Source organism: Stenotrophomonas sp. TWI273, from assembly GCF_039674765.1.
Classification (GTDB): Bacteria; Pseudomonadota; Gammaproteobacteria; order Xanthomonadales; family Xanthomonadaceae; genus Stenotrophomonas.
The window spans coordinates 20006-40986 of record NZ_JBDJOA010000020.1; the positions used below are offsets into that span (position 1 = coordinate 20006).

The following is a 20981-nucleotide window of genomic DNA, read 5'->3' on the forward strand; positions in this document are numbered from 1 at the left end:
TGACCACCTCGTGACACGCCTTCTGGAAGGGGTGTCACAACGGCTGCAGCGCCTCCGGGACCGCGTAGCGGCGGCCGTCGAAGCGCAGCACGTGGCGCTCGCCTTCCACCGACGTGTCCTGGTCGCGGCAGCTGTCACCGTCCATCCAGCTGTGCGTGGTGACCCGTCGCTCGCGCAGGATGAGGTCGGCCAAGCCGTGTCTGCCTTTGGGCCCAACGGCCACGGTGCGCGTCACGTCGATGGAGTCGCCGGCGCAGCGGGTATCCCACTCGGCCTGGAAGCGACGCAGCACCATCGCTGGGCCGAGCGTGCGCAGCGTGTCTGCCTGCACCGCCAGCAGATGCACCTGTTCTTCGCTGAACGGATTGGGCCCGGAGCCATTGCGCCGCTTCACGCGCAGGCCGAAGGCGAGGGTGTCCGGCGCAAGCTGGTAGCGCGCGGTATCAATGTGCATGCCATCGAAGAAGATCGCATCGCTGTCGAGTGCGCCGAGCAGCACCGCCCATGCGCGCGTGGCAAGGGTGTCGGTATCGATCACCAGTACCTCCACATCGCCATCGCGGGAGTCGTTGTTGCCGCCGTCGCGCCAGACCGGCGTGGCCACCAAGGTCAGCTCCGGGCGTGCCGGCCATCGGCGGCAGACGCTGGCGGCGATGTCGCGTGTGTAGCCGGCGCGGTCGGGCAGCACGTTGGGTGCTCGGACCGTGTAGGCCTCCTGCGCTGCCGCCTGGGCGTCATGGCAGTCCTGGGCTTGGGCGGGCAGGGCGGCGGCACTGCACGCGGCGGCCAGCAACAGCGAGAGTGCGATACGCATCGGTCCATCCATGGGGCGAGGGGCGCACAGCATACCCGCGGACGAACACGAAAAAAGGCGCAGCCGAAGCTGCGCCTTTGTGTCACACGCGTGTTGCAGGGCTTACCAGAAGAACTGCAGGCGCGCTTCGAGGATGTTCGGATCGTCGTTGACGAACGTGCGCGCGGTCGAGCTGTACTTCTTGCTGTCCACCATCACGTAGTTCAGCGCGAACTTGGTGTTGGAGCGCCAGTAGTAGTTCACGCCCACGGTCCAGATGTCCATCTTGCCGCCCAGCACGCCATCGACGATCGGCGGGCGACCGGCCACCGGGTTCGCCGACAGATTGCCGTCGTTGAGGTCCATGTGGTCGTAACGCGCACCCAGCTGCCACATGCCGCGGCCCGGCTCATCCGGCAGGCCGGTGGTCGGGGTGCCGCCCTTGTAACCCCAGGTCTCGCCGCTGATGTTCCACAGGCCGCTGACGTAGTAACCGTCGCTGCTGTAGTTGTCGTGCGAGTACCGCTTGGCCTTGCTGGTGTAGTACTCGGCCTGGGCCTTGAACGGGCCGCCGATGTACATCGCTTCGGCGCCGATCGTGCTCACGCGGTCGGTGTCCACCATGTTGCCGCTGTCGACCAGGCGCGCGGTGGCCAGGTCGGCGTTGGGACGGGCACGCACGCGCAGGGTGTCGGCGTCGGTGTCGTAGTCCACATAGCTCAGGCCGAAGTGCAGGACCTGGCCCTTCTCATTGATCGGGGCCCAGGTGCCACGGGCGCCGTAGCCGCTGCCGTGCGCGAGGTTGCGGGTCAGTTCGCGGCCGAAGCCGCTGGCGGTGACGGACCAGTTGTTGTCACCGATGCTGTAGGCGCCACCGAGGCGGCGGGCCACGGCGTAGGTATTGGTGACCGCGGCCTTGGAGATGAAGTCGTTGTTCTTGGTGCTGGAGAGTTCTTCCAGGCTGTTGGGCTGCTTGAACTGGCCGAACTGCACGAAGTGGTTGGCGTTGCCGGCCAGCTTGTACTTCAGGTTGGTGTCCAGGAACTTGTCGGCCTTGGCGTCGTAGCCCACCACCCATTCCACGTTGCCCGGGCCCTTGCCCTTGAGCACCAGCTCGGCGCGGCGCAGCTCGAATTCGCTGTTCTTGCCGTTGCCGGCATCACCGCCGTTGAGGTCGGTCACATCGTTGTCGAACCAGTTGCCGTCGGCCTGGACCAGGCCCTCGAACGTGATTTCCGAACCGCCGATCACATCGATGGCCACTTCAGCGTGAGCGGCCGGAACGAACAGCGCAGCCGCCACGGCCGCAGTAAGAAGTTGGCGATGCAGTTTCATGGAAGGAGCCTTGCAGGCAGGTGGGAAGATGCTGCGCAGGCTAATTAGTGAAGATTGCGTAAATGTGACAGTTTCGGACAAACCGTCATCGCCCGTATCCCAAGCGGCGTCAGGGGCTGCTATTGATGCCGTCTGGAGATGACCGCCGGGTTGCGCCCATATGGCAGTCGTCGCCCCCGTTCAGGCAGCCGTCTTTTCCTTGAAACGGCACAGGTCGCGGATCACGCATTGCGGGCAGTCCGGCTTGCGTGCCTTGCACACGTAACGGCCATGCAGGATCAGCCAGTGATGCGCATCGAGCAGGAACTCGGCCGGGATCACCTTGACCAGCAGATCCTCCACCGCACGCACGTCCTTGCCCGGCGCCAGCCCGGTGCGGTTGGAGACGCGGAAGATGTGCGTGTCCACTGCCATCACCGGTTCGCCGAAGGCCGTGTTGAGCACGACATTGGCGGTCTTGCGACCGACACCGGGAAGCGCCTCGAGTGCAGCACGATCACGCGGCACCTCGCCGCCGTGCTGTTCGACCAACATGGCGCACGCGGCAATCACGTTCTTCGCTTTCGCGTTGTACAGGCCGATGGTGGCGATGTACTTCTTCAAGCCGTCCTCACCGAGAGCGAGGATCGCCTGCGGGGTATTGGCGACCGGGAACAGTTTGCGCGTGGCCTTGTTGACGCCGACATCGGTGGCCTGCGCCGACAACGTGACCGCCACCAGCAGTTCGAACGGCGAGCTGTACTCCAGTTCGGTCCTGGGGTGCGGGTTGAGCTCGCGCAGACGCGTGAACATTTCGATCACGTCGGCCTTGGGCATGCGCGCGGTGCGTGCGACGGTTTTCTTCATCGTGGCCATCAGGAGGTGCGGCCCGCGGCCTTGGCCTTGGCGCGCGCGAGAATCGCGGCAGCGGCCGAGGGCAGGGCGGGTTTCTGGATCTCGGGTGTAGGGGGCGGTGCACGGCGTGCATCGCGCTCGGCAGCACGGCGCGCGAGTCGCTGCTGGCGCTGGCGGTAGCGCTCGCGTGCGGCCCAGGCACGTTGCAATTGCTGCTGTGCGTGCTGCAGCCGCTGTGGAAGATCGGGATGATCGGGCCGCAGCGCTTCGTCGCCCGGCTGCGGGACGTAGTCCATCAACCCGGCCGCCAGCGCGGCATCCCATTGATCGTCGAGGACGAGTGCCAGCAGCTGCGCCGGCGAAGCGGTATCGGAAGGCGACATGGCTCAGCGGTTCTGGAACACCGGCGGCCGCCGCGCCAGGAACGCGCTGGTGCCTTCGCGCATGTCCTCGGTGGCGAACATCAGGCCGAACTGCACGCTCTCGTACTCCAGTCCCTCGCCGAGCGAACATTCGCCGCCGATATGGATCGCATCGAGGATGCCGCGCAGCGCGAGAGGCGCGGCCGAGACCAATTGCGACGCCAGAGCCTGGACGCGGGCATCCAGCTCCGCAGCCGGGACCACCTCATTGACGATGCCCAGTTGCGCGGCACGCGCGGCGGTGATCGGGGTGCCCAGCAGGCACAGCTCCAGTGCGGCGGCGCGGCCGCACAGGCGCAGCAGCCGCTGGCTGCCACCGAAGCCGGGGATCAGGCCCAGATGGATCTCTGGCTGACCGACCTTGGCGGTCTCCGCGGCCACCCGGAGGTGGCAGGCCATGGCCAGTTCCAGGCCGCCGCCCAGCGCAAATCCGTTGATCTTGCCGATCACCGGCTTGGGCATGCGCTCGATGCGGCGCATCAACCCTTGGCCGAGCAGTGAGAAATCACGACCCTGAACCGCGCTCAGGCCGTTCATTTCGGCAATGTCCGCACCGGCGACGAACGCCTTGGGACCGGCGCCGGTCAGCACCACCACCCGCACCCCAGGGGCGGCAGCGGCCTCGGCGAAGGCCGTGTCAAGGGCTTCCAGGGTCGCCCGGTTCAGGGCGTTGAGTTTGTCCGGGCGGTTGACCGTCACAGTGCGTACGGCACCATCGTCCATAATCGCGATAAGGGCGTCGGCCACGGCAGGACTCCTGAAAACGTTAAAAAAAAGTGATGTTGAACTCTTGAAACGAAGTCAGGTCAGAGCCTGCGTCGTTAGTGGCGGTTCAACGTTGCGGCGGCTATCCTAACCCGTCGCCTCAGGGCGGCCCAACGCGTCCTGAGTTACCACCCCTGGAGAAAAGTTTGATGAAGTTGCGTTCTATCGCGGTCGCCGTCGCGGCCCTGGCCCTGACGGGCAATGCCTTCGCCCAGGACACCTCGTCCGAAAAGGGCAAGCTGAGCTATTACTTCGGTTACGACTACGGTAACAACCTGGCTGAACTCACCGCACGCGGCGAGCAGCTGGACATCAACTCGGTGGTGAAGGGCCTGCAGGATGCCTACGCCAAGAAGCAGCCGTCGATCACGGCCGAGCAGTTGAAGCCCGCCGTCGAAGCCTTCCAGAAGCGTGAGCAGGGTCGTGCGCAGGCCGCCAAGGCCGAGTACGACAAGGCTGCCGCCGAGAACAAGACCAAGAGCACCCAGTTCCTGGCCGCCAACAAGGCCAAGGCCGGCGTGCAGTCGCTTCCGAGCGGCGTGCAGTACCGCGTGATCGAAGCCGGCAAGGGTGCCAAGCCGACCCAGGCCAGCACCGTGCAGCTGGAAGTGGCCGGTCCGTATCCGTTCGGCACCCGTCCGGCCGAAGCGCGTCCGGCCCAGCAGATCCCGGGCATCAAGGTCAGCGAAGTTGAAATGAAGGCCATGCGTGAAGCCCTGCTGCAGATGCCGGCTGGCTCCAAGTGGGAAGTGACGCTGCCGCCGGATCAGGCCTATGGTGCCGATCCGCGCACGCCGTTCCCGCCGAACGTCGCGGTGCAGTTCGAAATCAAGCTCGTCAGCGTCAAGTAATTTTCGCAACATCAAGAACGCGCCGGTGGAAACACCGGCGCGTTTTTTGTTTCCGTGCAATCGCGGTACTGTTGACCGGTGCAATCGATGGAAGAATCCCCGCATGCCGTGCCCACTCCCTGCATCGGAATCTGCGCGCTGGATCGCGCCGGTGTCTGCACGGGCTGCCTGCGCACCGTGGATGAAATCACCCGCTGGCGAACCATGAGCCGACCCGAACAGCATCACGTCATGCAGCACACGCTGCCCCTGCGCGAACAACTGCGGCAATCGCTGCGCGGTTCGCTGGCCGAACACGAGCGCCTGCTGCGCGCGCTGCATCCGCTGGACCGGCCGCCGTCCGGCGATGGCTGGAACCGCAGCGAACTGATCGATCTGTTACCGCCCGGCCCGCCCGTTGAAGCGGCCGTGCTGGCCGGCATCATTCCGCGCGAGGGCGGCGCGCAGGTGCTGCTGACCCGGCGCACCGACACGCTGCGCCATCACGGGGGCCAGGTCGGTTTTCCCGGTGGCCGCATGGAGCCGGAGGACCGCGATGCCGTCGCCGCCGCGATCCGCGAGAGTGACGAGGAAATCGCACTCAAGCACGATCAGGTGCAGGTGCTTGGGTATCTGGATCCGTTCGTGACGATTACCGGCTACCGGGTCATGCCGGTGGTGGCCGTGATCGATCCTGCCTTCGTGGCCGTGCCCGAACCGGGCGAGGTCGCGGAAGTGTTCGAAGTGCCGCTGTCCTACCTGATGGATCCGGCCAACCTGCACCACGTGGAGATCGACCACCGCGGTCGCATCCGCCACGTGCTCGAATACGGCTGGCCCGGGCAGCGGATCTGGGGTGCGACCGCCGCCATTCTCTACAACCTGCGTCGCCGCCTGGAGCAGACCGCATGACCACGCCATTGATCGATGTCACCGCCCTCGCACAGGCGTTGGACGACGGCGCCACGCGCCTTATGGATGCACGTGCGACGGCCAGTGCCGCCCCCACGCTTCGGGTAGTGGATGCGCGGTTCTCCTTGGCCGATCCGCAGTCCGGTGCGGCGTTGTATGCACAGGGCCATCTGCCCGGCGCGCTGTACGCCGATCTCAACCGGGACCTGTCCGATCCTGGCCGCACCGGCCATGGCCGTCATCCGCTGCCGGACAGCGATGCGTTCGCCGCGCGCCTGGGCGCGTGGGGCATCGGGCCGGAAACCGAGGTCGTGGTCTATGACGCCGGCGACGGCAGCATGGCGGCCGCGCGGTTGTGGTGGCTGCTGCGGCTGATCGGGCATGCACAGGTACGCGTTCTCGATGGCGGATTTGCGGCATGGCAGGCCGCCGGTCTGCCGGTCACCGCAGCGCTGCCGCAGGTGACGCCGTTGCCGCCGTACCCGGGGCAGTTCGACCGCCGCCAGATCGCCTCGGTGGAGGAGGTGCAGGCGCGTCTCAAGCACGCGCCGGGCTGGCTGATCGATGCGCGGGCGGGCGAGCGTTTCCGGGGCGAAGTGGAACCCTTGGATCCGGTCGCCGGCCACGTGCCCGGCGCGGTGAATCGTCCGTTCGCGTTGAACGTGCATGAGGGACGGCTGCGCCCTGCGGACGATCTGCGCGCGGCGCTGCAGCCGCTGATCGGCACCCACGCGCCGGACGAGGTGGTGTTGATGTGCGGCTCCGGCGTCACCGCCTGCCACCTGCTGCTGGCGATGGACGCCGCGGGCCTGGAAGGTGCGCGGATCTATGCGGATTCGTGGAGTGGCTGGGTCAGCGACCCGTCGCGTCCCGTCGCCACCGGCTGAGCATCACCCACGCAGTTCCTGCAGCGGCACCGCCGCCAGCACGCGTGGCCACGGGAACATCGGACCCGGATCGCGCTTGCGCGGCACCCGCCGTTCCGGATCGTCGCTGGCCACTTCCTCGCGCGTATCCAGCCACTCATGCCCGGCGATATGGGCCAACGCGGGCAGCGTCCCGCACAGGTGTTGCAGCAGGTCGATCAGCGCCGCGATCTGCGCATCCGGGTAGGGCTCGTCCATCGCCTGGTGGCGGGAATCCCACCAGTGTGGGTAGCGCCCGGTGTTGACCAGTTCGATCCCGATCGAGCGCGGGTTATAGCCACTGACCTGATGCGCGACGCGGTCCAATGACACGTACTGGACGATGCGCCCATCGCGGTCGATGTAATAGTGGCCACTGTTGCCGGTGCCGCTGTCATACAGCACGCGTTCGCCGTACTCGCGTGCCATCGCCAGGTCCGGCAGTTCGGTGCAGTGGATGACCACCAGATCGATCTCGTCGTGCGTGCGGGACAGCAGCCTGTCCTGGTAGGGCAGGGGCTGTGCATCGATGGCGGGCGGGGCGCGGTCGGGCATGCGGCGATGCTAGCATTCGGGCATGAACGCTCCTATCGATTCCCGCGCGGTGTGCGCATGAGCCGCGGCCACTGCATCCTCTCCCATGGCTTTGAAAGCGGCCCGGACGCCATCAAGGTGACCGCTCTGGCCGACGTCGCCGAGCGCCTGGGCTGGACCCACGAGCGCCCGGACTACACCGATCTGGACGCCCAGCGCGAGGTCAGCAGCCTGGGCGATGTGCGCGCCCGCCTGCAGCGCCTGGTCACCCTGGCCACCGCCCGTGTCGTGCAGGGCCCGGTGGTCCTGGCCGGCTCCAGCCTGGGTTCGTACATTTCGGCCATCGCCTCGCTGCAGGTGCCGGTCCAGGGCCTGTTCCTGATGGTGCCGCCCACCCGGATGGGGCCGATGCCGGCGCTGGATGCGGCCCGCGTGCCGACCAGCGTGGTCCACGCCTGGCACGACGAGCTGATCCCGCCGGCGGAGGTGATTGCCTGGGCCCAGGCCCGCTCGGCCCGCCTGCTGATGGTGGACGACGGCCACCGCCTGACCGATCACGTCGAGGCCTCGAGCCGGGCCTTCGAGGAACTGCTGGCCACGCTGTAACCGGGCGTTCCAGCCCGCCTCACGTACAATGGCCCCCCGGACACCCGTGCCCGGCTGCTTGCCGTGCCCGTGGGCACCCCCTCTCCGCTGACCTGCGATACCGATTCCGTGAAATTCTTTGTTTCCTGCGCCAAGGGCCTGGAGTATCTGCTCGCCGACGAACTGTTGGCGCTCGGCCTGGAAAAGGCCACCGCCACCATTTCCGGCGTCAACGCCGAGGGCGAGCTGGCGCAGGCGCAGCGCGTGGTGCTGTGGTCGCGCCTGGCCAGCCGGGTGCTGTGGCCGCTGACCGAGTTCGACTGCCCCGACGAAGGCTCGCTCTACCAGGGCGTGTCGGCGATGGCGTGGGAGCAGCACATCAGCCCCGAGCTGACCCTGTCGGTGGACGCGCATGTGTCCGGCACCGAGATCACCCATGCGCGCTTCGCCGCGCAGCGGGTCAAGGACGGTGTGGTCGACAGCCTGCGGTCGCAGGGCCTGGAGCGGCCGTCGGTCAACACCGACTTCCCGGACGTGCGCATCAACCTGTCGCTGCGCAAGGGCCGGGCCACGATCTCGATCGACCTGGGCGGTGGCCCGATGCACCGCCGCGGCTGGCGCATGGCGCAGAACGATGCGCCGCTGAAAGAAAACCTGGCCGCCGCGGTGCTGCTGCGCGCCAACTGGCCGAAGATCCACAGCGAAGGCGGTGGCCTGCTCGACCCGATGTGCGGCAGCGGCACGCTGCTGATCGAAGGCGCCTTGATGGCCGCCGACGTGGCCCCGGGCCTGCAGCGCCACGGCAGCATTCCGCCGAGCCGCTGGCTGGGCTTCGACCGCGACGCCTGGAACAGCCTGATGGAAGAAGCGCGCGCCCGCGAAACCGCCGGCCGCAGCGCACTCAAGCAGGTGATCCACGGCAGCGACGTGGATCCGCACGCCATCCATGCGGCCAAGCAGAACGCCGAAACGGCCGGTGTGGGCCATGCCATCTGGTTCGGCGTGCGCGACATCACCGATGTGCAGGTTCCGCCGCAGGAGACCGGCTGCGTGGTCTGCAACCCGCCCTATGACGAGCGCCTGGCCGCCGACGCGGTGCTGTACCGCCAACTCGGCGACGCGCTCAAGCGCGCGGTGCCGCAGTGGCGCGCCAGCCTGTTGTGCGGCAGCGCCGACCTGGCCTTCGCCACCGGCCTGCGCGCCAACAAGAAGTACCAGCTGTTCAACGGCGCCATCGAGTGCGCGCTGATCGTCTGCGACCCGATCGCGGTACCGCAGCGCGAGAACACCGGCCAGCCGCGCGAGCTCAGCGAAGGCGCGCAGATGGTGGCCAACCGCCTGCGCAAGAACATCAAGAAGTTCAAGACGTGGCGGACGCGCGAGAGCATCACCTGCTACCGCGTTTACGATGCCGATCTGCCCGAGTACGCGGCCGCCATCGATGTCTATGAAGAAGACGGTGGTGCCCGCCGGACCTTCCTGCATGTGCAGGAATACGCGGCCCCGGCGACCATTCCGGATGTGGATGTGCGTCGCCGCCGCAACGAGCTGCTCTCGGCCGCGCGCGAGGTCTTCCAGGTGCCGGCCGAGCAGGTCGCGCTGAAGTCACGCGAGCGTGGCAAGGGCGGCAGCAAGTACGGTCGTTTCGAGCAGCGTGGCGAGTTCGTGCTGGTGCGCGAGAACGATGCGCTGCTGCGCGTGAACCTGTTCGATTATCTGGACACCGGCCTGTTCCTGGACCACCGTCCACTGCGCTGGCACATGGCGCAGGAAGCCCAGGGCAAGCGCTTCCTCAACCTGTTCTGCTACACCGGTGTCGCCTCGGTGCAGGCCGCCGTGGCCGGTGCCGCGACCACCACCAGCGTGGATCTGTCCGGTACGTACCTGCAGTGGTGCGCCGACAATCTCGCGTTGAACGGCAAGGGCGGCAGCCAGCACCAGCTGATCCAGGCCGATGCGCTGGCGTGGCTGGAAGCCGAACGTCACCGCTTCGACGTGATCTTCTGCGATCCGCCGACGTTCTCCAACTCCGCCCGCGCCGATGACTTTGATATCCAGCGCGAACACGTGCGCCTGCTGCGCGCGGCCGTGGCGCGCTTGAGTCCGGAAGGCGTGCTGTATTTCTCCAACAACTTCCGCCGCTTCAAGCTGGACGATGAAGCGATCAAGGAATTCGCGGAGTGCAAGGAGATTTCGCCCGAGACCATCGGGGCGGACTTCGAGCGCAACCCGCGCATCCACCGCGCGTGGGAACTGCGCCGCTACGGCGCCTGACGGGAACGGGCCGACATGGACGACAGCCAACTCCACGCCGACGGGCTGCTGCTGCGACTGTTCGAGGATGCCGACGCCGCTGCGTTCGCAGCGGCGGTGCGTGAGTCGGCCGAGGGCATGCGGCGCTGGATGCCGTGGAGTTCGGTCGACTACCGCGTCGAGCAGGCGCTGCAGTGGTTCCAGGCCTGCCGGGACGGCTGGGCGGCAGGCACGGCCTGCGAATACGGAATCTTCGACCAGGACACGGCCGCCTTCGTCGGCGGCGCAGGATTGAACAAGATCCAGCACGATCCCCGTTTCTGCAACCTGGGCTACTGGGTGCGGCAGTCGTGCCGTGGCCAGGGCGTGGCGCCCCGCGTCGTGCAGGCGCTGGCGGCCCAGGCGTTCGGGCCGCTGGGCCTGCATCGGGTGGAGATCGTCGTTGCGGTAGACAATCTCGCCAGCGAACGGGTGGCGGAGAAGGCCGGCGCGTTTCGCGAGGGCGTGGCACGCAACCGACTGGTCATCGACGGCCGTCCCGCCGACGCGCACATGTTTTCACTGGTGCCCTGACCGGCGATCGCGATGCGGCGACGCCCGTGAGGGTGCGGCGGGTGCACCGCAGGGATCGATCTGAAGGTAGAGCCACGCCATGCGTGGCTGCTCCCTCAACGCCCGACCAGCGCCACCGCCAGCCCCACCACCGGCAACGCCCAGGCCAGCGGCGCGATCCACCGGGGGCGGTACGGGTACAGCCCGAACGCAATCACCAGCCCGCTGATCGTCAGCGCACCCAGCCACAGCACCGGACCGATCGCCCAGCCGTGGTCCAGCACGCACAGTGCGAATGCGACGGTCAGCAACGTCCAGCCCACCCAGCGCCACACCCGCATGCGCGATGCGCTGGCGCCGGCTTTGCCGTTCAGGTCCAGCTGGTGCTTGTCCATGGCCAGCGACAACGCCGTGAACGCCGAGAAGGTCAGCGTGATTGCGAGCAGCATCATGCCGTCGCCCCCGCAGCAGCGGCCTGCTGACGGCGTTTCTTCTCGGCCGCACTCAGCGGTGGCTGCCAGCGCTGCATGCGATGACCGCAGTAGGCCAGCATCGCGCCGAAGGCGAGCATGGTCAGATCGAACCCGGCGAGCACCCAGTCACCGGTGCGCAGGGTGACGCCCAGATGCGCATGCGTGGTGAATGCGTTGACCACCGGAATCAGGGCGAACAGCACGCCACCCAGGTACAGCTGCCAGGTCCACATCCTCCGCTTGGGCCAGAGGAAACCGGCCAGCAATGCGGCTGCCCATGCATAGAAGAACGCATTGACCTCGGCGTTGGCACGCTCGGCCATCTGGACCGGCAGCAGACGATTGGCCAGGAAATAGGTGGCGAAAGCGATCGGCAGGCCGGCCACCGCACCGATATTGAGCGCGTCGACCAGGCGCAGGCCGAACCCGGTCTTGCCGGACTTGGCGTGCTTGGGTCGTTCCTTCACCGCCCATAGCACCACGCCGCTGGCGACCATCAGGCAACCGATCAGCCCGGACAGGAAGAACAGGGCACGCAGGCCCCAGTCGGCGAAGCGCGCCAGGTGCAGGCCGTACATCACGCCACGGGTCTGGGTGGCACCGCCCGAGGCCGGGCTGGCCTCGAGCAACTGGCCGGTGATCGCGTTGAAGCGCAGCGACGGGGTATCCACCGACAGGCGCTTTCCATCGCGCTGGGTGATATCCACGATCGCATTCGCCGCGCCCGGGTGGTAGAGGGTGAAGCCGGCCACATCCGCACCCTTCCATTCGGCGCGCGCGCTGTCCAGCAACTGCTGGATGGGCAGTGGCGTGGCGCGTCCTTCGGCCGGGGTCTCGATCTCGGCCAGACGCGCGAAGGCCTCGCTGAAGAACGCCTCCTCATCCTTGGGATAGGCCACGCTCACGCCCCACGGCAGGTACATGAACATCAACGTGACGATGCCGGTGTAGGTGATCATCGCGTGGTACGGCAGCGCCATCACCGCGCTGACGTTGTGGAAATCCAGCCACGACCGCAGGCCCTTTTCCGGGCGGAAGGTGAAGAAGTCCTTGAAGATCTTCTTGTGCGTGATCACGCCGGTGATGATCGCCACCAGCATGAACATCGCACAGAAGCCGACCAGGTAGCGGGCCCAGTAAACGGGGATGTAGTGCAGGTCGAAATGCAGGCGGTAGAAGAAGTCACCGCCGCGGGTTTCGCGCGCGGCGATCTCTTCGCCGGTGTTCGGATCGACGGTGGCATCGCCGAAGCGGCCTCCGCCGCGCCGGCGGCGCTCGCCTTCCACCGGCGGCTTGACCATCGATTCGGGGTTGCGCCAGAACATGCGCATCGCCGGGTTGCGCGGGTCGGGCAGGGTGACATTCCAGCTCTCGGCCTGCGGCGCCTTGTGCTGCAGGAAGGTGAGAGCACGCTCGGCGGCCACATCGGCACTCACGCTGCTGCGCGGCAGCTCCGGGCGCATCCAGCGGCTGATTTCCTCGCGGTAATAGCTGGCCGTGCCGGCCATGAAAATCAGCAGCAGCAGCCAGCCGACCAGCAGGCCGGTCCAGGTGTGCAGCCAGGCCATCGACTGGCGGAATCCGTTCTTCATGCGGCCCCCTGCAGCAGGCGGGTGCCGAGCCAGAACAGCGCCGTCGGGATCAGGATGCCGACCCACGCGCGCAGCGCGGTACGGGTAGCGAACGCCCACAGTGCCGCGCACGCGCACAGCACGATCGCCACCAGCATGCCGGTCAGCACCGCTTGCCCGCGCGCGATCGGCAGCGCGACCGCAAAGAACATCGAGCAGGTCGCGGCCAGCGCGTAGCCGCCGAAGATCGCGGCGAGCGAACGTGACAGGACACCCAGCCAGGGGCGGGCGAAGAAGGAACCAAGACGGTTGAACCTGGCGCTGGCGTGCGGCGTGCTGTCCACGGAAACCTGCTGATCGATCGGGGAAACGGGCATCACCGGCCGCAGCCGGTGATGAATGATAGTGGCCATCCCTGGCCGTGTTCACTGCGCGTCGCAGTGGTCCCTTGGAGCCGGTGTCAGAGCTTCCAGCGCAGGTTCAACATCACGTTGCGCGGTTCGCCCCAGTACACGCCGTTGTAGAAACCGACGTTGCTGTAGTACTTCTTGTCGAGCAGGTTGTTGACGTTGAGCTGCGCGGAGAAATTGTCATTGAAGCGGTAGCCGGCGAACACATTCACCAGGTAGAACGCATCCTGGGTGATGAACGCCGATTCGGTGCGGCCACTGGTCGCGTAATCGGCACGCGGCTTGGTGCTGGCGCGGTAGATACGACTCTGCCAGGTCACGCCGCCCCCCAGCGAGAGGCGGTTCCACTCACCACTCGGGCGCCAGCTGGTGTTGAGCCGGAAGGTGTCCACCGGGTTGGTGGTGTTCTGCGCCACGCCCGCCTGGTTGCGGATGGTGGTGTGCGCGAAACCGGCCGAGACGTTCCAGTTCTCGGTCAGGCTGCCCTGGGCTTCCAGTTCCCAGCCCTTGACCTTGTTGCCCTTGCCGGTGGAACGGTAGGCGCTGCTGCCATCGGGCAGCGAGGCGGCCGGTACCGAATCATCGAGCTCGGCGACATTGTCCTTCTCGCCCTTGAACACCGCGGCGGAGGTGTTCAGGCGGCCACCGAAGAATTCACCCTTCAGGCCGGCCTCCCACATGTCCCCGACCACCGGCTCCAGGTAATCGTTGTTCTTGTCGCGGTAGTCCTGCGGCTGGAAGATGTCGGTGTAGCTGGCGTAGGCACTGAACTGCCTGCTGAAATCGTAGACCAGGCCGACGTACGGGGTCAGCGAATCGTCCGGCTTGTAGCCGCCGCGGGTGGTACCGGTGCGGTTGCCGGCCGCATCGTTGGTATAGCGCCAGCTGCGGGTCTCCCAGCTGCCATAGCGCGCGCCGAGCACGGCCAGCAACGGATCGGCCAGCTGCAGGCGGGCGGCCACGTAGGCGGCCTTCTGCGTCAGCTCGTTCTCCGAGGCCAGCCAGTCATGCCGGGTGAGCGGCAACGGGGCAACGTCGCCGGTCCAGGTGCGCCAGTCCGGTACCACGTCGTAGCCCGGCGGCTGCACGAACTCCGAGGCAGGCGATTCGCCCTTGCGAACGGACTGGCCGACGCCGAACACCAGTTCATGCTCGCGGCCGAACAGCTGGAACGGGCCGCTGGCGTTGAGGTCGAACACGTTCATTTCGCTGCGTTCGGCGAAATGCGAAAGGTAGGCGCGCACACCGGTACCATCCGGCGCGGGATAGCCCTGCGCGCCGTACCAGACGTCGCCATCGGTGTTGCGCTTGGCCTGGGTCGCGCTGGCCTTGAGCGACCAGCCGTTGCCGAGCTGCTGCTCCAGGCGCATGAAGGTGGTCTTTTCCACGATCGGCCAGCTGCTCCAGCTTGCCGACAGGTTGGTCGAGCGCGGCAGGTTGGCCGGCTTTCCGTCCGGGCCCCAGTACGGCACCACGCCCCAGGTCACGCCCTTGGTTTCCGGCGACTGGTAGTCATAGCCGACTTCGAACAGGGTGCTGTCGGTCAGGTCGGCCTGGACGATGCCGTAGAACACGTCCTTGTCGAGACGGTACACATCGCGGAAGGAATCGCTCTGCTGCTTGGCGGCGACAAAACGCGCACGCACGCGGCCGTCCAGCGCGACCGGGCCGCCGATGTCCGCTTCCAGGCGCTGGTTGCCCCAGCGGCCCAGGGTCAGGCCGGCGCTCATCGCCACCTCCTGGGTCGGGCGCTTGCGGACCATGTTGATGGTGCCCGACGGATCACCGGCACCGGTGGTGAGGCCGGTCGCGCCGCGGACCACTTCGATGCGCTCGTAGATCGCGCTGTCGGTGTTGGTCTTGAGCGAGCCACCAAACGTGTTGAGCATCCCGTCGATCTGGAAATTGGTGATGCTGTAGCCACGCGAGATGTAGTTGATGCGCTCCGAATCGGTGACCGATACATGCACGCCGGTGACCTGGCCCATCACATCGGACAGCGCGTACAGGCCCATGTCGTCCAGGCGCTGGCGGGTCAGCACGGTGACCGACTGCGGCGTGTGGCGCAGCGACAGGTTCAACTTGGTGGCGGTGCTGGCCTGCTTGACCGTGTAGGAGTTGGGAATCTCGCCGTCGGCGGTCACCTTGATCGTGTCCAGCGTGGTCGCATCATTCGGCCCGGCCTCGGCGAAGGCGGGCAGTGCAGGCCCGGCGAGGGCAGCAACCAGCGCGATGGCCAACAACGATGACGCGGAGGAACGGGACATGGCAACACTTCCAGTGTGAGAAAACGGCAGCACGCACAGCGACGCTGCCAGAGGCAGCAGGGCAGGCAGGGCAGCGGATCAGGGGGTGTACACGGGGCGTTGCGCGGGGAGGGCGTGATGCTTCCGGGCGCCGGTTGGCTAGGCGTACAGCCGATCAGTGAATGATAGTCATTATCATTTCGTTAGACAAGCATCATGGCGGTGTCGAGAGCGGGGAAAGCCGTGCGCTGGCGGGCGGGCTGCAAGAACGTCGCCTGCGTGTCATTGCCGGGCAATATCGCGTCAACAGACTGTGAGGATGTCGTGACACGCCGTTACGGCATCCCCCATCTGTTCGTCCGCGGAGTCGTCAGTGAATCGTTGTGTGCTTGCTGTAGCGGTGTTGTCCGTCCTTACCTTTGCCACGGCCGCCGATGCGCGTGCCGAGGCCGCCCCGGCAGGGACTGCCGCGGCCCCCGCCACCCTGGACACGATGATCGTCACCGGCACGCGCGGCAGCAACCGCACCCAGTTCGACACGCTGGCCCCGGTGGACGTGTTCTCGCAGGAAGAGATCCAGGCGATCGAGTCGTCCGACCTCAACGACGTGCTGGCCCAGCTGGTGCCTTCCTTCGTGGTCCAGCGCATGCCGATGAACGATGGCCTGGTGTTCGTGCGGCCGGCCACGCTGCGGGGTCTCTCGCCGGACCAGACCCTGGTGCTGGTCAACGGCCGCCGCTTCCACCGTTCGGCGCTGCTGGGCGCACGCGGCGCGCAGGGGCCGGACCTGGCGCAGATTCCGGTGCATGCGATCCAGCGCATCGAAGTGCTGCGTGATGGCGCGTCGGCGCAGTACGGCTCGGACGCCATCGCCGGGGTGATCAACATCATCCTGGATGACCGCGTCGGCGGGGAACTGTCGCTGGGCCTGTCCGAATACAGCGAAGGCGATGGGACCGGTCGCAAGATCGGCGGCCGGCACGGCTTCGCGCTGGGTGACAAGGGCAGCCTGTCGCTGTTCGCCGACTGGGACAAATCCGACGCGACCTCGCGCAGCCGCCAGCGCGCCGATGCGATCGCCTTCCAGAACGCCCACCCGGATCTGGTCGTGCCCGATCCGGTGCAGCGCTGGGGCCAGCCGGACCTGGAAAACCGCCATTTCGGCTTCAACCTCAACCTCGCCTTGAACGACAGCGTCGACCTCTACGGTTTCGGTCTGTACGGCCACAGCGAAGGCGTCAGTGATTTCAACTGGCGCAATCCCGATGGCACCGCCTCGGTCTATAACCGCAGCCGCGTGTTCCCCGGCTGGGACGCACGCAGCCTGTACCCGACCGGCTTCAGCCCGAAGTACGGCAACGAGCAGGACGACCTGCAGGGCGTGCTCGGTCTGCGCGGTTACTGGGGCGAGCGCTGGCGCTGGGATGTGAGCGGCTCCTACGGGCGCAACCGCATCGACTACACGCTGGGCCATTCGATCAATGCCTCGCTCGGCCCGGACAGCCCCACCTCGTTCTACCTCGGCCGCCTCTCGCAGGAGGAGAAGAACCTCAACGCCGATATCGTCTATTCGCTGCCGGTCAGCGCGCTGGCCGCACCGATCAACATCGCCTTCGGCGCGGAGACGCGCGAGGAAACCTACGGGGTGGATGCCGGTGATCCGGCGTCGTACGCGATCGGGCCCGGGGCGGTCACCGGCCTGGCCGGTGGTGCCAACGGTGCGCCGGGTTTCAGTGCGGCCAATGCCGGGCGCTGGAGCCAGCGCAGCCGCGCGGCCTACATCGATGTCGAAGCGCCGTTGACCGCACGCTGGACGGTCGGCGCAGCCACCCGCTACGAGCACTTCTCGGCCTTCGGTGAGAGCGTGGACGGCAAGCTCTCCAGTCGTTTCGAGTTCACCCCGGACCTGGCCGTGCGCGGCTCGGTCTCCACCGGCTTCCGCGCGCCCACGCCGGGCCAGCTGTACACGCAGAGCACCCAGCAGGGACTGGATACCGTGACCTTGCAGGTGTTCACCACCGGTCGCCTGTCGCCCAGCGATCCGCTGGCGATCCAGCTCGGCGCCCAACCGCTCAAGCCGGAGCAATCGCGCACCGCCTCGCTCGGGCTGACCTGGAAGAACGACCTGGGCTTCTCCGGCTCGGTGGACCTGTACGACATCAAGGTCACCGACCGTTTCAGCCAGTCGGCCTCGTTCGCGGTGCCCGCCGGCGTGCCCAATCCGCTGGCGTATACCTCGGTGAGTTTCTACACCAACGATTTCGACACCACCACCCGCGGTGTCGATGTAGTGGCCAGCCACACCACCGCACTCGGGGCGGGCCGGCTGAGCACCACGCTGGGCTACAACTACAACCAGACCCAGGTGGACAGCGGTGCCACCGGCGTGGCCACCAATGAAAGCCAGCGCCGCATTTTCGAAGAGCGCCTGCCGCGGCAGAAGGCCACGCTCAGCAGCACGTATGCGTGGGGCCGCTTCAGCGTGCTCGGCAAGCTGCGATACTACGGGGCATGGACGGACTCTTCGGGCAATGCCACCGGCGACATCTTCCAGCGCTTCGGAGCGATGAGCTTCGTCGATCTGGCCGTGAGCTGGAATGTCACCGAGCAGCAGACGCTGCGGATCGGCGCGGACAACCTGTTCAACCGCTACCCGGACGAGGCCAGCTTCCAGGCCAGCCGTGGCTTGATCTACTCGCGGAACGCGCCGTATGACACCGACGGCCGCAACCTCTATGCCGAATACCGGATCCGCTACTGATGGACCGGCAACGACGTGCTCTGCTGCGTGGCGCACTGGCCCTGCCAGTCGCTGCGGCACTCTCCGGTGCGAACGCCATGGACGCTGAGCCGCTGGCGCTGCCGGCAGTGGGCGCGCGCACGCCGGCCGAGCTGGCCGCCGACGAAACCTGGTGGGCCCAGGTGCGCGCGCTGTACGACCTCACCGACGAGGTCGTGATGCTGGACAACGGCTACTGGGGCGCGATGGCGCGCCCGGTGCTGCAGGCCTACCAGCAGGCCACCGCCACGGTGAATGCCGGCAACGCCTGGTTCGGGCGCTTGGCGTTTCCACCGCTGTTTGAGCAGGCCCGCGTGCGTCTGGCGCAGGTGCTGGGCGTGGAGACCGACGAAATCGTGCTCACCCGGGGCGCCACTGAAGCGATGCAGGTGCTGATCGGCAGCTACCGCGGGCTGTCGCCGGGTGATGCGGTGATGTATGCCGATACCGACTACGACAGCATGATCAGCGCGATGCAGTGGCTGCAGGCGCGGCGCGGTGTGCAGCCGGTGGCGATCACGCTGCCTGAGCCATTCGACCATGACAGCATCGTGGAGACGTACCGCCGCGCGCTGGCCGCCAACCCGCGCGTGCGCCTGCTCCTGCTGACCCACGTCAACCACCGCAACGGCATGCTGCTGCCGGTGGCCGAGATCGCCGCGCTGGCCAGGGCGGCGGGCGTGGAGGTGGTGCTCGATGCGGCGCACGGCATCGGCCAGGTGGATACGCCGCTACGCGCGCTGGGCGTGGATTTCATCGGGATCAACCTGCACAAGTGGATCGGCGCGCCGGTCGGCGTCGGCGCGGTGTATGTCCGCCGCGGGCGGGTGCGCGATCTGGATCCGTACATGGGCGAGCAGGACCACGACGACATCCGTACCCGTGTGCACACCGGGACGGTCAACTTCGCCGCCTACATGGCGTTGCCGGTCGCGCTGGATCTGCACGAGCGCATCGGTGTGGCCAACAAGCGGGCGCGGCTGCTGCGCCTGCGCAATCAGTGGATGGACGCGTTGCGCGGCGACGAACGCCTCCAGCTGCTGGGCTCGGACGATCCGCGCCTGTCCAGTGCGATCACCTCGTTCCGGCTGCGCGGGCAGACCACGATGCGCGACAACACGGCCACCTCGCAGCGGATGGTGAAGCAGTCCGGCGTGTTCGTGGTGCCGCGCGAAGGGCTGGCTTCGGGCGCCTGCCTGCGGGTCACGCCGGGCATCTTCAGCACGCCGGCGCAGATGGACGCACTGGTGGCGGCGGTACGCGCGGTCGCTGGCTGAGGCACCCGGCGACGCTGGCGGTGACCTCGCCAGCGTCCGTCGGCAGGCCCGACGCGGGTCGCGTTACCAGTGGAACCACACCGTCAGCGCATGCAGGATCACGCCGATCAGCCCCCCCACCAGGGTGCCGTTGAAGCGGATGAACTGCAGGTCGCGGCCGACACTCAGTTCCAGCTGCTCGACCAGATGGCGTTCGTCCCAGCTTTTGACGGTCTGTGCGATGTGCTCGGTCACGCCGCTGCGCAGCCGCGTGGTCAGGCGCTCGGCACCGTCCATCAGGTGCTGGTTCAGCGCTTCGCGCAGTGACGGGTCGGCCTGCAGCGCCTCGCCTACGGAGGCCAGGCTGCGGCGCAGATGGCCGGCCAGTGCGGAATCCTCGCTGGCCAGGTCGGCGCGCAGGCTGGCATGGATGCGCGCCCACAGGCCCTGCACGTACTCCTGCACGGCCGGGTGGTCGATCACCTGCTGCTTGAGCTGTTCCACCTTCTCGGCCAGGGCCGGGTCTTCGCGCAGCCGCTGGATGTAGTCGCTCAGCCAGGTCTCGTAATCGCGACGCAGCGGATGCTCGGGCTGGGCCAGGATCTGCTGCAGTTCCTCCAGCACCGCATGCGCCAGGCGCTCGGCGAGGGTGTCACCGATCTCGTCGATCGGCTTGACCCAGTTGACGGTGCTGGCCAGCTTGGGCCACTCGCGCTGGATGTAGCCCACGATCAATGTGGACGCGCGGTCTTTGACCTTCTCGTTGCCCAGCCATTCGCTGATCCGGGTCAGGCCTTCGTCCAGCACGCGCTGGTGGCGGTTGTCGGCGGTGAGCAGGCCGAGCAGTTCTCCCGCGGTGGCGGCCGCGTTCCATTGCCGCAGCTGCTGGATCACAAAGCCCTGGATGCTCCGCCGCACGGCGGTCTCATCAAGGAAGTCCAGCGCCTGCAGCGCCCAGCCGCGCGCCATGTCGGCCAGCATGCGGGCCCGCGCCGGCTCGGCCAGCCAGCTGCCCAGGCGGCTGGCCGGATCGAACACCTGCAGCCGGGCCAGCAGGGCCTGCGGTTCCAGGAACTGGTCGCGCACGAACAGCGCCAGGCTGTCGGCGATCCGGTCCTTGCTGCGCGGGATGATGGCGGTATGCGGGATGGGCAGGCCGAGCGGGCGCCGGAACAGCGCCACCACCGCGAACCAGTCGGCCAGCGCGCCGACCGCGGCAGCCTCGCAGAACGCCGAGACCCAGGCCCAGATGCCACGTTCGCCGTGCCAGTGGCTGACCGCGAAGCCGGCCAGCATCGCCACCAGCATGGCCAGGGCGATCAGTTTGAGCCGACGCAGCTGGGCGCGGCGTGGGTCGGGAGGGGAGGTGGGCGTCATGGCGGCAGTTTAACGACCCCGGCATGAGCAACAGGTAGTGCCGGCCGCTGGCCGGCAACCAGAAACCCCGCGCAGAAGCCACGGTAGTGGGGGGGGGGGGGGGGGGCGCGGGCCACCCCACCGCCCCACGGGGGAGGGGGGGGGCGGCG

At 67.4% G+C, this 20981-nt stretch carries 19 protein-coding genes; 8 read left to right on the forward strand and 11 right to left on the reverse strand.

Going from position 1 to position 20981, the window contains the following annotated elements; genetic code table 11:
* Positions 1–34 precede the first annotated feature (34 nt).
* The 5 genes from ABE571_RS16875 to ABE571_RS16895 form a co-directional block, all read right to left on the reverse strand.
* Entirely contained in the window at positions 35–814 is a 780-nt protein-coding gene (locus ABE571_RS16875) for a hypothetical protein (RefSeq protein ID WP_346482035.1), read from the reverse strand.
* A 102-nt stretch (positions 815–916) separates the two neighbouring features.
* Entirely contained in the window at positions 917–2128 is a 1212-nt protein-coding gene (locus ABE571_RS16880) for an OprO/OprP family phosphate-selective porin (protein ID WP_313211697.1), read from the reverse strand.
* Between the two features lie 180 nt (positions 2129–2308).
* Positions 2309–2983: an endonuclease III gene (gene nth / locus ABE571_RS16885; RefSeq protein ID WP_313217761.1), complete on the reverse strand. Its 675-nt coding sequence runs from the start codon at positions 2981–2983 to the stop codon at positions 2309–2311.
* Positions 2983–3345, reverse strand: coding sequence for a hypothetical protein (locus ABE571_RS16890; protein WP_313217762.1), 363 nt, complete (start codon positions 3343–3345; stop codon positions 2983–2985). The genes nth and ABE571_RS16890 overlap by 1 nt, the downstream gene beginning before the upstream one ends.
* Before the next feature lie 3 nt (positions 3346–3348).
* Positions 3349–4131 (reverse strand): enoyl-CoA hydratase-related protein, encoded by a 783-nt coding sequence (locus ABE571_RS16895; RefSeq protein WP_346494231.1) that lies wholly within the window; start codon positions 4129–4131, stop codon positions 3349–3351.
* Between the two features lie 167 nt (positions 4132–4298).
* On the opposite strand from ABE571_RS16895, the gene ABE571_RS16900 reads away from it, so the two are divergent.
* The 3 genes from ABE571_RS16900 (at position 4299) to ABE571_RS16910 (ending at position 6778) form a co-directional block, all read left to right on the forward strand.
* The gene (locus tag ABE571_RS16900; protein ID WP_019185884.1) at positions 4299–5000 is read left to right on the forward strand and encodes an FKBP-type peptidyl-prolyl cis-trans isomerase; all 702 of its coding nucleotides are present in this window, start codon (positions 4299–4301) and stop codon (positions 4998–5000) included.
* A gap of 87 nt (positions 5001–5087) precedes the next feature.
* Complete coding sequence (locus tag ABE571_RS16905; protein ID WP_070426970.1) at positions 5088–5891, forward strand: CoA pyrophosphatase; 804 nt, start codon at positions 5088–5090, stop codon at positions 5889–5891.
* On the forward strand, positions 5888–6778 hold the full coding sequence (locus ABE571_RS16910) for a sulfurtransferase (RefSeq protein ID WP_346494233.1): 891 nt from the start codon (positions 5888–5890) through the stop codon (positions 6776–6778). The genes ABE571_RS16905 and ABE571_RS16910 overlap by 4 nt, the downstream gene beginning before the upstream one ends.
* A gap of 3 nt (positions 6779–6781) precedes the next feature.
* Here the strand turns inward: ABE571_RS16910 and ABE571_RS16915 are convergent, their stop codons facing one another.
* Positions 6782–7351: an N-acetylmuramoyl-L-alanine amidase gene (locus ABE571_RS16915; protein ID WP_346466661.1), complete on the reverse strand. Its 570-nt coding sequence runs from the start codon at positions 7349–7351 to the stop codon at positions 6782–6784.
* A gap of 57 nt (positions 7352–7408) precedes the next feature.
* On the opposite strand from ABE571_RS16915, the gene ABE571_RS16920 reads away from it, so the two are divergent.
* The 3 genes from ABE571_RS16920 (at position 7409) to ABE571_RS16930 (ending at position 10741) form a co-directional block, all read left to right on the forward strand.
* The gene (locus ABE571_RS16920; protein ID WP_070426973.1) at positions 7409–7936 is read left to right on the forward strand and encodes a hypothetical protein; all 528 of its coding nucleotides are present in this window, start codon (positions 7409–7411) and stop codon (positions 7934–7936) included.
* Positions 7937–8044: 108 nt separating this feature from the next.
* Complete coding sequence (gene rlmKL, locus ABE571_RS16925) at positions 8045–10189, forward strand: bifunctional 23S rRNA (guanine(2069)-N(7))-methyltransferase RlmK/23S rRNA (guanine(2445)-N(2))-methyltransferase RlmL (RefSeq protein ID WP_346494236.1); 2145 nt, start codon at positions 8045–8047, stop codon at positions 10187–10189.
* A gap of 15 nt (positions 10190–10204) precedes the next feature.
* The gene (locus ABE571_RS16930) at positions 10205–10741 is read left to right on the forward strand and encodes a GNAT family protein (RefSeq protein WP_346494238.1); all 537 of its coding nucleotides are present in this window, start codon (positions 10205–10207) and stop codon (positions 10739–10741) included.
* A 95-nt stretch (positions 10742–10836) separates the two neighbouring features.
* Here the strand turns inward: ABE571_RS16930 and ABE571_RS16935 are convergent, their stop codons facing one another.
* The 4 genes from ABE571_RS16935 to ABE571_RS16950 form a co-directional block, all read right to left on the reverse strand.
* Complete coding sequence (locus ABE571_RS16935) at positions 10837–11172, reverse strand: DUF3325 domain-containing protein (RefSeq protein ID WP_313211708.1); 336 nt, start codon at positions 11170–11172, stop codon at positions 10837–10839.
* Positions 11169–12785 carry a PepSY-associated TM helix domain-containing protein gene (locus ABE571_RS16940; protein WP_313211710.1) on the reverse strand — a complete coding sequence of 539 codons (1617 nt, stop codon included), beginning with the start codon at positions 12783–12785 and terminating at the stop codon, positions 11169–11171. The genes ABE571_RS16935 and ABE571_RS16940 overlap by 4 nt, the downstream gene beginning before the upstream one ends.
* A complete protein-coding gene (locus ABE571_RS16945; protein WP_237393520.1) occupies positions 12782–13141 on the reverse strand; it encodes a DUF3649 domain-containing protein in 360 nt (119 codons plus the stop codon). The genes ABE571_RS16940 and ABE571_RS16945 overlap by 4 nt, the downstream gene beginning before the upstream one ends.
* 83 nt (positions 13142–13224) lie before the next feature.
* The gene (locus ABE571_RS16950) at positions 13225–15441 is read right to left on the reverse strand and encodes a TonB-dependent siderophore receptor (RefSeq protein WP_346494240.1); all 2217 of its coding nucleotides are present in this window, start codon (positions 15439–15441) and stop codon (positions 13225–13227) included.
* A 379-nt stretch (positions 15442–15820) separates the two neighbouring features.
* Here ABE571_RS16950 and ABE571_RS16955 point away from each other — a divergent pair, with 379 nt between their 5' ends.
* Together ABE571_RS16955 and ABE571_RS16960 are read left to right on the forward strand one after the other, a co-directional pair.
* Positions 15821–18181: a TonB-dependent receptor gene (locus tag ABE571_RS16955; protein ID WP_083279878.1), complete on the forward strand. Its 2361-nt coding sequence runs from the start codon at positions 15821–15823 to the stop codon at positions 18179–18181.
* On the forward strand, positions 18181–19476 hold the full coding sequence (locus ABE571_RS16960; RefSeq protein ID WP_346466667.1) for an aminotransferase class V-fold PLP-dependent enzyme: 1296 nt from the start codon (positions 18181–18183) through the stop codon (positions 19474–19476). Before ABE571_RS16955 ends, ABE571_RS16960 begins: the two co-directional genes overlap by 1 nt.
* A gap of 63 nt (positions 19477–19539) precedes the next feature.
* Here the strand turns inward: ABE571_RS16960 and ABE571_RS16965 are convergent, their stop codons facing one another.
* On the reverse strand, positions 19540–20832 hold the full coding sequence (locus ABE571_RS16965) for a DUF445 family protein (protein WP_346464535.1): 1293 nt from the start codon (positions 20830–20832) through the stop codon (positions 19540–19542).
* Positions 20833–20981 lie beyond the last annotated feature (149 nt).

Bases quoted from the DNA above. Each gene is read 5' to 3' on its own strand.
- ABE571_RS16935 (WP_313211708.1), bottom strand. From the start codon at position 11,172: ATGATGCTGCTCGCAATCACGCTGACCTTCTCGGCGTTCACGGCGTTG.
- ABE571_RS16910 (WP_346494233.1), top strand. From the start codon at position 5,888: ATGACCACGCCATTGATCGATGTCACCGCCCTCGCACAGGCGTTGGAC.
- ABE571_RS16890 (WP_313217762.1), bottom strand. From the start codon at position 3,345: ATGTCGCCTTCCGATACCGCTTCGCCGGCGCAGCTGCTGGCACTCGTC.
- ABE571_RS16960 (WP_346466667.1), top strand. From the start codon at position 18,181: ATGGACCGGCAACGACGTGCTCTGCTGCGTGGCGCACTGGCCCTGCCA.
- ABE571_RS16950 (WP_346494240.1), bottom strand. From the start codon at position 15,441: ATGTCCCGTTCCTCCGCGTCATCGTTGTTGGCCATCGCGCTGGTTGCT.
- ABE571_RS16880 (WP_313211697.1), bottom strand. From the start codon at position 2,128: ATGAAACTGCATCGCCAACTTCTTACTGCGGCCGTGGCGGCTGCGCTG.
- ABE571_RS16915 (WP_346466661.1), bottom strand. From the start codon at position 7,351: ATGCCCGACCGCGCCCCGCCCGCCATCGATGCACAGCCCCTGCCCTAC.
- nth (WP_313217761.1), bottom strand. From the start codon at position 2,983: ATGGCCACGATGAAGAAAACCGTCGCACGCACCGCGCGCATGCCCAAG.
- ABE571_RS16905 (WP_070426970.1), top strand. From the start codon at position 5,088: ATGGAAGAATCCCCGCATGCCGTGCCCACTCCCTGCATCGGAATCTGC.
- ABE571_RS16930 (WP_346494238.1), top strand. From the start codon at position 10,205: ATGGACGACAGCCAACTCCACGCCGACGGGCTGCTGCTGCGACTGTTC.
- ABE571_RS16920 (WP_070426973.1), top strand. From the start codon at position 7,409: ATGAGCCGCGGCCACTGCATCCTCTCCCATGGCTTTGAAAGCGGCCCG.
- ABE571_RS16945 (WP_237393520.1), bottom strand. From the start codon at position 13,141: ATGCCCGTTTCCCCGATCGATCAGCAGGTTTCCGTGGACAGCACGCCG.
- ABE571_RS16900 (WP_019185884.1), top strand. From the start codon at position 4,299: ATGAAGTTGCGTTCTATCGCGGTCGCCGTCGCGGCCCTGGCCCTGACG.
- ABE571_RS16965 (WP_346464535.1), bottom strand. From the start codon at position 20,832: ATGACGCCCACCTCCCCTCCCGACCCACGCCGCGCCCAGCTGCGTCGG.
- ABE571_RS16940 (WP_313211710.1), bottom strand. From the start codon at position 12,785: ATGAAGAACGGATTCCGCCAGTCGATGGCCTGGCTGCACACCTGGACC.
- ABE571_RS16875 (WP_346482035.1), bottom strand. From the start codon at position 814: ATGCGTATCGCACTCTCGCTGTTGCTGGCCGCCGCGTGCAGTGCCGCC.